Here is a 15,774-nt window from a genome sequence, read left to right as displayed (position 1 = left end):
GCGAATGGAACGAGGAGGAACTCGATATGAAACAGGGAATTATCTCACTGGGAGAAGCACTGATAGACTTCATCCCTTTAGATGAACAAAATACTACCTATCAAAAAAGTCCCGGAGGAGCTCCCGCCAATGTGGCTGTTGGACTTGCTAGATTAGGCGCGAGATCTACCTTTTTAGGGAAAGTGGGAGCTGATGTATTAGGGAGGTTCCTGCAAGAGACTCTTCAGGAATATGGTGTTCGGACCAATCAAATGCTTTTAACTCCTGATGTCCGTTCGGGAGTGGTATTTGTAACCAATGGAGAAGACGGAGAGCGCAGCTTTGACTTTTACATTGATCCGAGTGCCGACCGATTCCTCCAAGTAAATGATATAGACGAAGAGGATTTCGTTTCCCATAAAATCCTTCACTTTGGTTCCATCTCCATGATCAGCTCTCCGGCGAAAAAAGCGACGCAACATGCTGTGAAAGTGGCGAAAGAGAATGGTTTACTGGTTTCGTATGATCCCAATTTACGATTAGGATTATGGGATTCTGAGGAAAATGCCCGAGAAACGATTAAGAGCATGTTATCTGAAGCGGATGTTTTGAAAATTTCTGAGGAAGAACTCGAATTTATTACTGGTGAAAGAGAGATTGAAGCAGGGGTAGCGAAACTAAAATCATACAATATTCCTTTCTTGATTATCACGATGGGGGCAGAAGGAAGCATTGTGTATGTAGGAGATGCTCGACAGTACGTACCTGCCATGAAGGTGAAAGCAGTGGATACAACCGGGGCCGGGGATGCGTTTGTATCCGGGATTCTCTATTCTCTACATGAATACAAAGGGAATATTGAATCCTTATCAATAGAAGAAGCAGCCCGCATGGCCCGGTTTGCAGCCATATCCGGTGCACTTGCTGCCTCAACAAAAGGGGCGATGACGGCTCTACCTACTTTAGAAGAAGTAAACCATCATCTAAGGAAAGGTGAGATACGATGACCAAAGATGAACAGCTTCGACAAGAAGTATATGAAGAAATGGAAAAGCATAAGGGTATTGTAGAGCAGGATCCCTACCGCCTTCATTATCACCTCATGCCACCTGTGGGACTATTGAATGACCCGAATGGATTTATCCAATTCAAAGGGGTCTATCACTTATATTACCAGTGGATGCCCTTTAAAACAGGACATGGTGCGAAGTTCTGGGGGCATTACTCGTCAAGGGACTTAGTGAACTGGACGCATGAAGACATCGCCCTCACGCCTGCAGAATGGTATGAGAAAAATGGTTGTTATTCCGGAAGTGCCATCGAGCATGACGGGAAAATCTATGCGTACTATACAGGGAACGTGAAGGACAAGGAAGGGAATCGGGAATCCTATCAGTGCTTAGCACTCTCGGAAGACAGTATTCATTTTGACAAAAAAGGTCCCGTCGTTCACTTGCCGGAAGGATTTACCGCCCATTTCCGCGATCCAAAAGTGTGGGAACAGGATGGAGCATTTTTTATGGTTGTAGGTGCACAGACGACAGAGTTAAAAGGAGCAGTCGCTATGTTGCAATCGCATGATCTAATTGATTGGGAGTATCGGAGCGTCCTTGCAGGTGGAGGCGTGGGCAAACTTGCTGACTTCGGTTATATGTTTGAATGTCCCGATTTGTTCAGGTTAGAAGATCAGGACATCCTAATTTTCTCGCCGCAGGGAATAGAAGCTTCCGGAATGAAGTATCAAAATGTGTATCAGGCAGGCTATGTTGCCGGACATTTTGATTCAGCTGCAGGAAGGTTTGAACATGGCGATTTCGAAGAATTGGATCGCGGCTTCGACTTCTATGCACCACAAACGACAATCGATGACAAGGGCCGCCGTATTCTATTTGCCTGGATGAGTGTACCAGATCAAAATGAACAGGATCATCCCACCATTGAACATAAATGGCTTCATACAATGACCTTGCCTCGTGAGCTGAAGCTTGTGAACGGTAAGGTGAGACAGGTTCCTCTTGTAGAATTGCGGGATTTAAGAGCCGGAGAAGCTATAGAACACGAGGTTGAATTGGATAAAGAATGCCGCGAACTCAGTGGCGTAAACGGAAAAGCGTTTGAATTGGAGATCGAGGATTTGTCCTTATCTGAAGGGTGGTTTGATCTTTCCATTGGAGATGGAGGCAGACTCGTTTATTCTATCGGGGAACAGATGGTGACTCTTGAGCGCAAAAGCTATGTAAATGGAGTGGTAGAGAAGCGGCAATGTAAAGTGGAGAAATTGAATTCATTAAGAGTGTTTGTCGACACTTCTTCCATTGAAGTATTTATAAATGGAGGAGAAGAAACGTTTACAGCCCGGTTCTATCCATCACCAAACACTGATGCTGTAGTATTCGGAGCTTCAAACCAGGCTGGTTTTACCATTAGAAAATGGGATCTGGACCATGTAAACTTGAAATAGACTGCCGATTCGGTAGTCTATTTTCTTTTTCATACTAAAAGATAGATGTTATAGTAAGATAATATAAATCAGATTTCCTGAAAGGATTTTTCATTATGACTTATAAAATGATTGTACTGGACTTAGATGATACATTATTACGAGATGACCAAACGATTTCGGGTCGTACAAAAGATGCTTTACTTCAAGCGCAGGAAGCTGGAGTGAAAGTTGTCCTGGCATCCGGCCGCCCCACGTTTGGGATGAAGTGGGTTGCAAAAGAACTGAAGCTGGACCGATACGGAAGCTATATTCTTTCTTTCAATGGATCGAAAATAATAGATTGCAAGACAAACGAAGAGAAATACAGTCGAACTCTATCAGCCGAAACCGCTCATCGCTTATATGATTTGAGTAAACGGGAAGATGTAGGGATTCTGACTTATGCTGATGATGCGATTGTCGTAGAAGAAACAAGTGAATATGCTTCTATTGAAAGTGAATTGACAGGGCTGCCTGTAAAGGTGGTTCCGAACTTTAAAGAAGCAATTAAGGAGCCTGTTGTGAAGGCACTCATGTTAAAAGAAGCCGATCGATTGGTGGAAGTCGAGAAAAAACTTCAAACCGAACTGGAAGGTGAACTGAGTGTGATGCGCTCCAAACCATTCTTCTTGGAGTTTACACAGCTTGGAGTGACAAAAGGAGCAAGCCTCGACTATCTGATCAAGCCGATGGGCATTAAAGCGGAAGAGGTCATTGCCATAGGGGACAGCTACAACGATCTTGCCATGATCGAATTTGCAGGGCTGGGTGTCGCCATGGGCAACGCTCCTCAGGATATAAAAGCAAAAGCGGACTACGTTGCGGCCTCTAATATGGAGGACGGAGTAGCGGAAGTCGTTGAAAAATTTGTGTTGAATAAACTTTCGAGAGTGTAAAGAAGAAACGACCGAAGTCCTTTTAGGGGATTTCGGTCATTTTTTTTAAGGAGTATAGGGAATTGTGAAAAAACAGGAAAATAATGTATAATATGCACCGTCCTATGATACTATTAAAACTAATCATTCCTACAGGGGGACAATCCATTGAGAGTAATCGGTGGTATTTTACTCAAATTCTTCTTATCAATCATAGGCATTATTTTAATAGGCGGACTGCCCGTGCTCCTTTCAGGAATAGGTCATCGTGAATTGAGGTTGCAGGCATATGTGCAATCTGTTAAAGATATCATTTATGCCTTGTTTCATCCGGGGGATTTAACCTATATCATTATCGGAGGGCAGCTGGAACGCGATTTATTTCCTTATATATGGGACCCGATTTCCTATTCGTTACTCGTTTTGTTTTCTGCTTTTCTTCTGGCATGCTTCTTAAGTATTCTCCTCACGATCCTCACCATGTTGTTTTCTCAAAGAAACAGAGACCGAATCAAGTTCACCCTTTATTTGATCGAATCGATGCCGGATGTTCTGGTTATTTTGCTTTCGCAGTTATTTGTACTCTCCCTGTATAAGCAAACGGGCATCCTGTTTTTTGAAATTGCATCAGTCGCCACTGAACGCGCATTTCTATTACCTGTGCTCGTATTGGCGATTTTACCTACAGTTCAGCTGTTCAGGATTTCGATTCTTTCATTTGAAAGTGAAGAAAGCAAAGACTATGTGACCCTGGCTCGATCCATTGGACTGGGGAAACTGGTGATATTGACGTTTCATATTTTAAGAAACGCTGTCGTTTCCGTGTTCTTTCAATCAAAGAAGACCGTCTGGTTTATGCTCTCCAATTTATTTGTGCTGGAGCTCCTATTTAATATAACGGGGATAACTCGTTTCTTAATGTCGACTCTGCAGCCGAAAATGTTTACAATCGCCATTCTTTCTATATTCATTCCTCTGTTTGTCTTTTACACGTTGGGAGAAATGGTCCTTTCTAAAAAAGCCAATAAGGGGGAGGAAATATAATATGAAGAAAAATGTTTGGAAGAACCCGCTCTTTCTTATTGGATTTACATTTATCGCATTCATGCTTACCTCCAGTTTTGTCTATTCAATTATGTGGGGGAATGAAGTGCGGAGATTGTATTTTATTTCTGTTGAGGGTGTTGTAGTGGAATCTTCTCCAATTTCACCAAAATGGTCTTTCCCATTTGGAACGGACCCCCTGGGGCTTGACATGCTCGGAAAAATCATTATTGGTGCCAAGTATACAATTCTAACGGCATTAGTGATCGCCTTTTTACGTGTGTTTTTAGCGATCCCACTCGGGTTGGTACTTGGGACGTTTCTTGTGAAGTATAAGAAGTACGTTAATGGCTGGATTGATTCTTTCCATTACATCCCCTTGACGATCCTCGCGTATTTTTTGTTGGAACCGATCCTTTGGGAACCGTTTGAAGGTTTTCCTAATTCGATTGTGGAACGTTTCATCCTTGAGATACTGATCTTGACCTTACTTATTGTGCCCATATTGTCAGCTCTGATTGGCAATGAAGTCTCTTTGCTTTATAAACAAGACTTTATCATGAGCGCGAAAACTCTGGGTGCAGGAAAGTGGCGAATCATCTTTAAACACATTCTGCCCGGGATGAAAGAGAAGCTTGTCATTTTGCTGGGTCAGCAATTCATGCAAGCTCTTATCATTTTTATTCATTTAGGATTATTAACCCTGTTCCTTGGTGGAACCGATGTAGACTATCAATTGATCAATGACCCTCCAAGATCCATCACCTATGAATGGTCGGGAATGATCGGGGACTCCTTCAGGTACCTTCAGGGAGCACCGTGGGTTCCACTGACACCGATTCTTTTCTTTTCGGCAACAATGTTATCGGTCTCGTTGATGATCGAAGGATATGTCCAATCCAAAAGCGGGCAATCCTACTATAGGAAGAAATTTAAATCAGCCTATCGTCCATTAACTAAGAAACCTGATCAACCGGGACAGGCTGAGTTTCAAAGGGTAAAAATGAAAAAGATTTGAGCATAATAGTATAGGAAGCAAGATGATTGATATGGTAAAAATTTCATCGTTTTTTGTGTTTGATTAAATGGATTCCGGGGAATAAGTTTACATTGAGTAAACAATCTTAAATCACTATTAACATTTTTAGTATATATATCCACAGGATTGGGAAAGTATGGGGCGTTCACGAATTGTTCAAAATGGACAAAGCCTTGACAGCTCAAGCTTTCCTGCCTTGTTTGTTACGGAATGTCGAATTTTCATGAAATATTTTTGTTACGATTCACAAGAAATTGTTATACACATGAAATTATTTTTTGTTATAATACTCGTTGTTGATTCAAATGAATTTACATTTGCTAAACAAATTCTTAATAAACTTTCAGTCATACATGTTCTAAATAAATACTAATAAAAAAGGTGATGAAGCATGAACTTCTTAAAAAGACAGTTTGATGATATGCGTACTGGGAAGTTATCGTTCTTCTTTACAGTCGTTATACTATTTTGGATTAAGACTTATGCCGTATATTTAGCTGAATTTAACCTGGGAATACAAAATGCGCTTCAGCATTTTCTTTTATTTTTTAACCCATTAAGTTCTGCCCTATTATTCTTTGCCTTCGCATTATTCTGGAAGGGCAAAGGGAGATATATTGCGTTTATCGTTATTAATTTGTTAATGTCCTTCGTTCTATACGCGAACGTCGTGTACTACCGATTCTTTAATGACTTTATTACAGTGCCTGTTATTTTACAGGCAAAAACGAATAACGGTCTTGGTGGCAGTGCACTTGAATTAATCAGTCCATTAGATATTCTGTATTTCCTGGATCTATTCATTATCATTGGATTGATGGTTCTTAAGAAAGTGAAGCCACAGGAGAAATTGCGTTTCCGTTCAGTGTTCGCGGTCATGACATCTGCAGTCCTTGTGTTCTTATTGAATTTAGGCTTAGCGAACATTGATCGTCCTGAATTATTGACTCGCAGTTTTGACCGTAACTATCTAGTGAAGTATCTTGGAACTCACAACTTTACGATTTATGATATTGTTCAAAACTCCAAAACGTCTGCTAAACGAGCTTTGGCCGACAGTAATGAAGTTTCAGAAGTTGAAAATTACGTAAAAGCAAATAAAGTAGAACCAAATCCTGAATACTTTGGTAAAGCAAAAGGGAAAAACGTTATCTACATCTCCATGGAATCACTGCAGACATTTATGATTGGCAGAGAGCTAAATGGAGAGGAAGTTACACCATTCTTGAACTCTTTGGTGGACAGTGAAGAAGCGATGTACTTCGATAACTTCTTCCATCAAACAGGTCAGGGGAAAACATCCGATTCTGAGTTTATTATTGAAAACTCACTATTCCCACTTCCTCAAGGTGCTGTATTCATGACACATGCTAACAACACGTATCAATCAGCTCCTTCGATTCTAAAGGGAGAAGGATATACTTCAGCGGTATTCCACGGTAACTATAAAACATTCTGGAACCGTTCTGAGATGTATCGTTCTATGGGCTATGACGAGTTCTTCGATGCAACGTATTACGATATGAGTAATCCAGAAGAACAGCTTCCATATGGTTTAAAGGATAAGCCGTTCTTTGAAGAATCAATTCCGATGCTGGAAAGTTTAAAACAACCGTTCTACACAAAATTCATTACATTATCCAATCACTTCCCGTTTGACCGCCATGAGGAAGATGCTAATTTCCCTCAGGGTGAAACAGGTAACGGTGTAGTAGATCGATATTTCCAAACGTCTCACTACATGGATCAAGTACTGGAAGACTTTGTGAATGATTTGAAAGAAAAAGGTTTATATGAAGATACGATGATCGTTCTTTATGGTGATCACTATGGAATTTCTGATAACCATAATAAGGCGATGTCCGAGGTATTAGGTAAAGAAGTGGATAACTATGAAAGTGCTCAGCTGCAACGAGTACCATTGTTGATTCTTAACTCTGGTGCAGAAGGTGGAGTTAACCATACGTACGGTGGACAGATTGATCTTCGCCCTACGATTATGCACCTTCTGGGAGTAGAGACAAAAGATTATCTAAGCTTTGGTCAGGACCTGCTTTCTGAAGAGCGCAAGCAAATCGTACCTTTCCGTAATGGAGATGTCATTACAGATAAGTACTCTGAAATTAAAGGAGTCTGCTACGATAACGAAACAGGTCAACCTGTAGAAGAAGGAAATAAGGCTTGTGAAGAAGCAAGTAAGGAAGCGAACAAACGTTTAGAGCTTTCCGATAAAGTGGTTTATGAAGATTTACTTCGCTTCTATAAACCTCAAGGATACAAACCGATAGATCGTTCAGATTATCAGTATAATAATCCTAATCCAAAAAGCTCAGAAGATCCTGAAGCTTCAAATGAAGAAAATCACGAATAAAATATGTAACTTTAAGCAAGCTCCATCCACCGATTTCGGTGAGGTGGAGCTTGTTTTTTTTGGAGGTTGGGTTGTTGGGGTTTTGAAGGGGGCGAATTCAACCGTTGAATGAATCGTTAGGGTTTGACAGGCAAATATCGGCATGGATTTGACAGACGAATAATGGCTCGAATTTAACAGTTGAATAATGGAAGAAATTCAACAGAAGAATAAATAAAGAAACGTTTGATTGATTTTGGTTGATTTATGATAGAAAATGATTACTTTTGATTAAAAATGATTGATTTTTGTAAACGTTCTCATTATAATGAGAGTAACAAGAAACGGAGAAAGTAGGAGAATGCTATGTTAACGGAGGAACGACATGGAATCATCTTAGATTTATTGAAGGAGAAAGATACGATAAAAATCCAAGAGATTGTGGATGTTACGAACGCTTCTGAGTCAACGATCCGCCGGGACTTAACACAGCTCGAGCAAGAGAAATTTCTGAAACGTATCCACGGTGGAGCTGCAAGGCTTCAAGGGAAATTGAAGGAATTGAGCGTTTCTGAAAAATCATCCAAAAGCTTTCATGAAAAGCAGTCCATCGGTCAGTATGCTGCTTCCCTCGTAGAAGAGGGGGATTGCATCTTTTTGGATGCAGGCACGACAACATTGAGTCTCATCGACCACCTTCCGCAGATGGATATTGTGGTTGTAACGAATGGGTTGACCCATGTGGATACACTCATCCAAAAAGGATTTAAAACGTATATGATCGGTGGATATGTAAAGCCTGTCACAAGAGCGATGGTCGGGAGTGGAGCGGTTGAATCCTTACGCCAGTATCGATTTGATAAAGCATTTATGGGTGCGAACGGGGTTCATGCTCAATATGGATTCACGACTCCGGACCCCGAGGAGGCTCAAGTAAAGCGAATGGCCATTGAATTATCAAGAGAAGCCATGTTCTTAACGGATGACTCCAAGTTTGGAGAAATTGCATTCAGCAAAATTGTGGATCTCGATAAAGCCATGATTATAACGAACGCACTGGATGACGAACATGACACAGCAATAATGAAACAAACTACGATAAAGGTTGTGACACCATGATCTATACCTTAACACTGAACCCTTCTGTGGATTACATTATGGAACTTGACTCCTTTCAAAAAGGAGGTCTAAACCGAAGTGAGAAAGAAAGTGCTTTTCCCGGAGGCAAAGGAATCAATGTCTCCCGAGTTTTACATGTACTGAATGTAGAAAGTGTTGCTCTTGGATTTGCAGGAGGATTTACCGGTGAGTATATTAAACAATTTTTAAATAAAGAAAAGATAAAAGCTGAATTTGTCGAAGTAGAAGAAGCTTCACGGATTAACGTGAAGGTTAAGTCTGATGATGAAACGGAAATCAACGGTAGTGGACCATCGATTAGCGAGGAACATATACAGCAGTTACTTCAGCGAATATCATCATTAACAGAAGAAGACATGATCGTTCTGGCGGGAAGCATACCTGGATCGGTGCCTAAATCATTTTACCAGGAGATTGCTGAACAATGTAAGGAACAAGGAACGAAAGTGATTATCGATGCCGAGAAAAACTTGATTCAGCCAGTTCTTTCCTTGAATCCCTTCTTGATCAAACCGAATCACCATGAGCTGGGTGAGATGTTTGATGTGAATATTGAGTCAGTTGATGATGCGGTTCACTACGGAAAGAAGTTGAAGGATTACGGAGTCGAAAACGTGATGGTTTCAATGGCGGAAAAAGGTGCCCTCTTACTGACCGGTAAAGAGGTATTGTATTCTTCCGTACCAAGTGGAAAGTTGCAAAGCTCGGTCGGTGCAGGAGATTCAACCGTTGCCGGATTCCTTGCGGGACTATCAAGGGGCTGGAGCATTGAGGACGCATTCCGCTTGGGAACCTCGGCTGGATCTGCCACGGCTTATTCAATCGGTCTTTGTTCATCGGATAAAGTGGAAAGCTTATTTGAAGAAATTCAGATTACGAAAAAATAGGGGGGAACAAACATGAGAATTACTGAATTACTAACGAAAGATACGATTCAGCTAAATATATCTTCTACATCAAAAACCGGAGTCATTGACGAATTGGTTTCCGTATTAGATAAAAGCGGGAAGCTAAAGGACCCTAAAGAATTTAAGCAAGCGATTCTTAATCGTGAAGCACAAAGTACAACAGGTATTGGGGAAGGCATCGCCATTCCTCACGCGAAAACATCGGCAGTCAAATCACCTGCCATTGCATTCGGCAAATCAGCACATGGAGTAGACTATGAATCTCTCGATGGGGCTCCTGCTCATTTGTTCTTCATGATTGCAGCAACAGAAGGGGCCAATCAAACACATCTAGAAGCGTTAAGCCGTCTTTCCTCTATGCTGATGGACTCCGATGTCCGCAAAGCGTTAGTGAATGCTTCATCAAAAGAAGAAGTTTTAGAGATTATTAATGTTCATGATCGAGAGGACGAGGAAGAGATTCCTGCTGAATCTTCCACAAACGTAGGGAAGGTCCTGGCTGTAACGGCATGTCCTACAGGGATTGCTCATACGTATATGGCAGCAGATGCGTTGAAAGCCAAAGCGAAAGAAATTGGTGTAAATCTAAAAGTAGAGACGAACGGATCCGGTGGAGCGAAGAACGTCTTAACTTCTGAAGAAATTGTAAACGCTGTAGCTATAATCGTAGCTGCCGATACGAAAGTGGAAATGAATCGTTTTAAAGGAAAGCACGTGATAGAAGTTCCTGTTGCAGAAGCGATTAGGCGTCCTGAAGAATTATTGAATCAGGCTATGAAACAAGATGCGCCTCTATATAAAGGTGGAGAGCGATCCGGTGAGACTCATGCTGGTCCTGAGAAAAAACAAAAGTCAGGCTTTTACAAGCATCTGATGAATGGTGTTTCCAACATGCTTCCATTCGTTGTAGGGGGAGGGATCTTGATTGCGATCTCGTTCTTATTCGGCATTCAGTCAGCGAATCCTGATTCTCCTGAGTATAATGAATTTGCAGCCATGCTAATGAAAATCGGCGGAGATAATGCCTTTTACTTAATGGTGCCTGTCTTAGCGGGATTCATTGCCATGAGTATAGCTGACCGGCCAGGATTTGCCCCTGGTATGATTGGCGGGTTGATTGCTGCAACGGGTCAAAGCGGGTTCTTAGGTGGAATTATTGCCGGTTTCTTAGCAGGTTATGTAGTTCTCGGAATCAAGCGTTTAACAAACAATTTCCCTCCTTCATTGGAAGGAATCAAACCTGTATTGATCTATCCGTTGCTGGGGATATTCATTACTGGATTCATCATGCTTCAGTTCCTTGTGGAGCCACTGAGTGCAGTGAATACGGGGATTCAAAACTGGTTGGATGGACTGGGAACAGGGAACCTGATTTTACTCGGACTGGTTCTTGGTGGAATGATGGCAGTCGACATGGGGGGTCCGATCAACAAAGCTGCCTTTACATTCGGCATTGCCATGATTGAAGGAGGAAACCTTGCTCCCCATGCCGCCATCATGGCGGGTGGAATGGTACCGCCACTGGGGTTGGCCATGGCAACGACAATATTCAAGAAGAAGTTCAATGATAATGAGCGAAAAGCGGGTATCGCGGCATACTTTATGGGAGCATCTTTTATTACAGAAGGAGCGATTCCGTTTGCTGCAGCCGATCCATTCCGGGTCATCCCTTCAATTGTGACTGGTTCTGCGGTTGCAGGAGCGTTAGCGATGTTCTTTGGGATTGGTTTACCTGCCCCCCACGGTGGATTATTTGTTTTCCCGGTAGTAGAAGGGAATCCGTTCTTATATCTGTTAGCAGTACTGATTGGCTCTGTTATTACAGCCGTGATGGTTGGGTTATTAAAGAAGCCGATTAAATGATTCATGAAAGAACCAGGTGAATTCCACCTGGTTTTTTTGATTTTTGCGTTTTAAAAGGTTCGTTCCAGGTAAAAAGTATAGGTAGATGATGGAGAGGGGAAAAGCTATGGAGATGATAGATTATCTGGAGATTCCAGATGAGTTTTACACTGCTCTTATTCGTATTATGTTAATCGTTCTACTGAGCGGCTTAATTGGTATAGAGAGGGAATTTAAAAATCACCCGGCTGGTTTACGCACTCATATTCTTGTGGGTGTCGGCTCCTGTTTATTGATGCTTGTTTCCCTATATGGATTCGAACCGTTTTTAGACGAACACCCTCAATTGGTTGGTTTTGACCCAAGTCGGATTCCCTCCTATGTTATTTCGGGTATCGGCTTTCTTGGTGCGGGTACGATTATGGTCCATGGAGGCGTGACGGTTAGAGGTTTAACCACTGCCGCCAGTATTTGGGTTGTTGCAGGCTTGGGGTTGGTAGTCGGCATTGGGATGTATTATTTAGCTATCTTTACAACACTGGTAATCGTCGTGACGTTATTTTTCTTGAACAACCTGGAAAGCTTTTATAAGGAGAAAGTGAAGCATAAGAAGCTCCTGCTCCTTAGTCTGACCGTGCAAAAGGGGAAAGGGAATATCACGTCTATAAATGACGCACTTCATGAGCATGGAATCGAGATCACTCAATACCAAATTGAAGAAGGAGATGAAATGGAGGGGGTGGAGGCCTTTAAATATTCCCTACTTATATTAACTCCAAGTGCCCTTCAGTTTAATGAAGTACTGGAAGTTGTCCAAGATTTAGAATGTGTAAAAAAGTTCCAGCTTCACAAAAAATAAAAAGGAACGAGGGTGTTCTTGTATCCTCATTCCTTAACGTTTATAAGCTTTCAATTTCCACATCTTTTATCCCTTCTATTTCTGAAATCGTATAGTATATGTCTACGGTCTTTTTTCTGAAGTCCACAATGATTTTCAATTCTAAAAGGTGCTGCTGATTCTTTAAGTCTTTGATGCGGATATTTTCAATAGAAATTTCTTCTGCTTTAATTCGTTCAATAATCGATTTGATCTCTTTTTTCTCCAATATCGTAGCACGCAAAGACAGCTCTTTTTCCCGCAATCGTTTCGGTCCTAAATACGTAATGATAATCGGCACCACTTCAACGGAGACAATCAAGAGGATCACACCAGCCGTAGCTTCCATATAGAAGCCTGCTCCAACAGCAATTCCAATTCCTGCCGCTCCCCAGATCATAGCTGCAGTCGTTAACCCGGAAATACTGTCATTCCCTCTTCGTAAAATGACACCGGCACCTAAGAAACCAATCCCTGAAACAATCTGAGCTGCCAGTCGCAAAGGATCCATCGTGATATTTACTTTATCCGATCCCTCCGAAATATAAGCAGACTCAATAGAGACAATCGTTAATAAACAGCTCACGATACATATAACGAGAGACGTCTTTAAACCTACAGGCTTTCTCTTTAACTCTCTCTCAAGCCCAATGATTAACCCTAATACCGCAGATACACCCAGCTTTATCATGAATGTCGTATCTAATAGCTCCATCAAGCCCCCTCCAGTTCTACGTTTATCTCTGAATATTCATGTAGTAATTTACCCCTGCTGATTATAAAATAGGAGCAACGAATACATATCAGGAGGTTTGTCATGTCAGACACAAAGGTTAATCCGTATCTATTACTCACAATCGGAGTCATCTCCGTATCAACCTCTGCCATCCTGGTGAAAGTATCGAGTGCACCAGCAGGTGTCCTGGCCTTTTACCGGTTGTTTTTCACAGTTTTATTAATGTCCCCTGTATTTTTCTTAAAGTATGTGAAGGAACTGAAAGTTATTACTCTGAGAGATTGGATGTTTTCAATTTTAGCCGGGGTCTTTCTGGCCTTTCACTTCATACTCTGGTTTGAATCCTTAAATTATACTTCGGTTGCAAGTTCTACGGTACTCGTCACATTGCAGCCATTATTCGCTTTTATCGGGGCTTACTTGTTCTTTCAGGAAAAATTAACAGGGAGAGCCATCATCTCGGCGGTTTTAGCTGTTAGTGGAAGTATCATCATAAGCTGGGGAGATTTTAAAATAAGCGGAAGCGCGCTATGGGGAGATATTTTAGCCTTAGTGGCGTGCGCTCTTGTAACAGGATACCTGTTATTCGGGCAGACGATAAGAAAGCGGCTATCCCTCATTACCTACACGTATTTGGTCTATGCGATCAGCTCAGTCGTTTTATTCTTATATGTCATGATGCGTTCCGAAAGCCTTGGGCCGTATCCGAAAGAGGATTGGGTATACTTTCTATTGCTTGCCATCATCCCGACACTATTAGGTCATTCATTATTCAACTGGTCCCTGAAATGGTTAAGCACCTCAACCATCTCTATGGCCATCCTATTTGAACCAATCGGAGCATCAATCCTTGCGTATTGGCTCTTAGCTGAAAAAGTGATGATGACTCAAGTGGTTGGAGGTCTTGTCATAATCATCGGCGTTACCTTCTTCTTAATAGAAGAAAGGAAATTAAAAAAGATGGTCCAAAAAGTCAACGAGGTGAAAAAGAATGAAGAACTTCCGCTTTAGAAAAGCAAACCTTCAAGACTCACCCGGGTTAGCATACGTACACGTCCATAGCTGGAGAACGACGTACAAAGGAATTGTTTCAGAAAACTATCTTCAGTCTTTATCAATAGAAGAAAGAGAACAAAAGTGGGTACAAATCCTTTCCGGATCTCATCATACGTATGTATGTGAATTGGATGATGGGCAAATCATCGGCTTTGTTTCATTTGGGAAAGAGCGTTCAGGGGAGTACGAAGGGGAGTTATATGCCATTTATCTTCTGGAAGAATATCAAGGTAAAGGCATCGGGAAAGAGCTCTTAGAAATTGCCTCTACAGGTCTTAAAAAACAAGGATACAACTCTATGTGGATCTGGGTGTTGAAAGAGAATCCATCCAAACATTTCTATTATGCCTTTAATCCTACACGCATTAAGGAAGAGGTATTAACGATTGGTGGTGAGTCTCACCAGGAAGAAGGTTTGCTGCTGAACCTGAATTAAAAAGGAGTAAAGAAGCGTTCATTACGCTCCTTTACTCCTTTATTAAATTGCTCAACACTAATCGTTAACAGAACCTTTACTCAAGAAAATACGTATGTAAAACCAGAAAACACAAACGCCATGACGACTGAAAAGATGAAAGTCATTCCTCTTACAGGTGTACTGCTTTCGCTTATCTTAAGAGCTTGTACATATGAATACGCAAACAGATACACAGCCATGATGAATGATAGAGATAATGCGACGTTAGAAAGCATGATTAATAGATCTCCTTTCAGGAATGCGTAGTAATAATGTATATGGAGGTTTACTGGTAAACAGAACAACAGAAGAGGTTGATTAAGTTTTTAAAGTTTTCCTTAAAAATATATTGCAATAACATTAACAGCATGTTATATTTATAAACGTCGCTGATGCAGCAAACACCATTACGAAAAAACAAATGAAAAAAGTTGTTGACGCGAGAGTAAAAGTTATGTTATATTAATAAAGTCGCTTCAGAGCGGAGTAGACAAGCCTTGAACCTTGAAAACTGAACAAAACAAGACAATACGTCAACGTTAATTCTAGATTTATTTTTAAAGAGCTATTCAAACTTTTATCGGAGAGTTTGATCCTGGCTCAGGACGAACGCTGGCGGCGTGCCTAATACATGCAAGTCGAGCGGATTGATGGGAGCTTGCTCCCATCAGTCAGCGGCGGACGGGTGAGTAACACGTGGGTAACCTGCCTGTAAGACTGGGATAACTCCGGGAAACCGGGGCTAATACCGGATAACTCATTTCCTCGCATGAGGAAATGTTGAAAGATGGCTTCTTGCTATCACTTACAGATGGACCCGCGGCGCATTAGCTAGTTGGTGAGGTAACGGCTCACCAAGGCAACGATGCGTAGCCGACCTGAGAGGGTGATCGGCCACACTGGGACTGAGACACGGCCCAGACTCCTACGGGAGGCAGCAGTAGGGAATCTTCCGCAATGGACGAAAGTCTGACGGAGCAACGCCGCGT

14 protein-coding genes and 1 rRNA gene are annotated in these 15,774 nt (G+C 41.7%); 13 read left to right on the top strand and 2 right to left on the bottom strand.

The genetic code is table 11. The annotated features are described in order from the left end of the window. Nucleotides 1-26: 26 nt before the first annotated feature. The 10 genes from ACFQWC_RS13880 (at nucleotide 27) to ACFQWC_RS13835 (ending at nucleotide 12,518) form a co-directional block, all read left to right on the top strand. Nucleotides 27-986 carry an aminoimidazole riboside kinase gene (locus ACFQWC_RS13880; RefSeq protein WP_377108033.1) on the top strand — a complete coding sequence of 320 codons (960 nt, stop codon included), beginning with the start codon at nucleotides 27-29 and terminating at the stop codon, nucleotides 984-986. Beyond that, nucleotides 983-2,440 (top strand): glycoside hydrolase family 32 protein, encoded by a 1,458-nt coding sequence (locus tag ACFQWC_RS13875; RefSeq protein WP_299743927.1) that lies wholly within the window; start codon nucleotides 983-985, stop codon nucleotides 2,438-2,440. Before ACFQWC_RS13880 ends, ACFQWC_RS13875 begins: the two co-directional genes overlap by 4 nt. Before the next feature lie 95 nt (nucleotides 2,441-2,535). Then, nucleotides 2,536-3,357, top strand: coding sequence for a Cof-type HAD-IIB family hydrolase (locus ACFQWC_RS13870; RefSeq protein ID WP_299743929.1), 822 nt, complete (start codon nucleotides 2,536-2,538; stop codon nucleotides 3,355-3,357). Between the two features lie 147 nt (nucleotides 3,358-3,504). Further along, on the top strand, nucleotides 3,505-4,380 hold the full coding sequence (locus ACFQWC_RS13865) for an ABC transporter permease subunit (RefSeq protein WP_299743931.1): 876 nt from the start codon (nucleotides 3,505-3,507) through the stop codon (nucleotides 4,378-4,380). Nucleotide 4,381: 1 nt separating this feature from the next. Next, nucleotides 4,382-5,398 (top strand): ABC transporter permease, encoded by a 1,017-nt coding sequence (locus ACFQWC_RS13860; protein ID WP_377108030.1) that lies wholly within the window; start codon nucleotides 4,382-4,384, stop codon nucleotides 5,396-5,398. A gap of 412 nt (nucleotides 5,399-5,810) precedes the next feature. Then, a complete protein-coding gene (gene ltaS / locus ACFQWC_RS13855; protein WP_299743937.1) occupies nucleotides 5,811-7,790 on the top strand; it encodes a lipoteichoic acid synthase in 1,980 nt (659 codons plus the stop codon). A gap of 345 nt (nucleotides 7,791-8,135) precedes the next feature. Further along, the gene (locus ACFQWC_RS13850) at nucleotides 8,136-8,888 is read left to right on the top strand and encodes a DeoR/GlpR family DNA-binding transcription regulator (RefSeq protein WP_299743940.1); all 753 of its coding nucleotides are present in this window, start codon (nucleotides 8,136-8,138) and stop codon (nucleotides 8,886-8,888) included. Then, nucleotides 8,885-9,796, top strand: coding sequence for a 1-phosphofructokinase (gene pfkB / locus ACFQWC_RS13845; protein WP_299743943.1), 912 nt, complete (start codon nucleotides 8,885-8,887; stop codon nucleotides 9,794-9,796). Before ACFQWC_RS13850 ends, pfkB begins: the two co-directional genes overlap by 4 nt. Nucleotides 9,797-9,808: 12 nt before the next feature. Next, complete coding sequence (locus ACFQWC_RS13840; RefSeq protein ID WP_299743946.1) at nucleotides 9,809-11,680, top strand: PTS fructose transporter subunit IIABC; 1,872 nt, start codon at nucleotides 9,809-9,811, stop codon at nucleotides 11,678-11,680. Between the two features lie 106 nt (nucleotides 11,681-11,786). Then, nucleotides 11,787-12,518, top strand: coding sequence for an MgtC/SapB family protein (locus ACFQWC_RS13835; RefSeq protein WP_299743949.1), 732 nt, complete (start codon nucleotides 11,787-11,789; stop codon nucleotides 12,516-12,518). A gap of 40 nt (nucleotides 12,519-12,558) precedes the next feature. Here ACFQWC_RS13835 and ACFQWC_RS13830 read toward each other — a convergent pair whose 3' ends face one another. Further along, nucleotides 12,559-13,251: an MgtC/SapB family protein gene (locus ACFQWC_RS13830; RefSeq protein WP_113968801.1), complete on the bottom strand. Its 693-nt coding sequence runs from the start codon at nucleotides 13,249-13,251 to the stop codon at nucleotides 12,559-12,561. 102 nt (nucleotides 13,252-13,353) lie between these two features. Here ACFQWC_RS13830 and ACFQWC_RS13825 point away from each other — a divergent pair, with 102 nt between their 5' ends. Continuing rightward, on the top strand, nucleotides 13,354-14,283 hold the full coding sequence (locus ACFQWC_RS13825) for a DMT family transporter (RefSeq protein WP_377108026.1): 930 nt from the start codon (nucleotides 13,354-13,356) through the stop codon (nucleotides 14,281-14,283). Further along, nucleotides 14,264-14,764: a GNAT family N-acetyltransferase gene (locus ACFQWC_RS13820; protein WP_377108024.1), complete on the top strand. Its 501-nt coding sequence runs from the start codon at nucleotides 14,264-14,266 to the stop codon at nucleotides 14,762-14,764. The genes ACFQWC_RS13825 and ACFQWC_RS13820 overlap by 20 nt, the downstream gene beginning before the upstream one ends. Nucleotides 14,765-14,844: 80 nt before the next feature. On the opposite strand, the gene ACFQWC_RS13815 is transcribed toward ACFQWC_RS13820, so the two are convergent. After that, nucleotides 14,845-15,021: a hypothetical protein gene (locus ACFQWC_RS13815; protein ID WP_299743960.1), complete on the bottom strand. Its 177-nt coding sequence runs from the start codon at nucleotides 15,019-15,021 to the stop codon at nucleotides 14,845-14,847. A 341-nt stretch (nucleotides 15,022-15,362) separates the two neighbouring features. Here ACFQWC_RS13815 and ACFQWC_RS13810 point away from each other — a divergent pair. Further along, nucleotides 15,363-15,774 (top strand): 16S ribosomal RNA (locus tag ACFQWC_RS13810); the annotation flags it as partial.

It is taken from the genome of Rossellomorea sp. GCM10028870 (assembly GCF_042666755.1).
In the GTDB taxonomy this organism is placed as follows: Bacteria; Bacillota; Bacilli; order Bacillales; family Bacillaceae_B; genus Rossellomorea.
The sequence above is the reverse complement of the archived record's forward strand: the minus strand, read 5'-3'. Positions and strand labels throughout refer to the sequence as shown.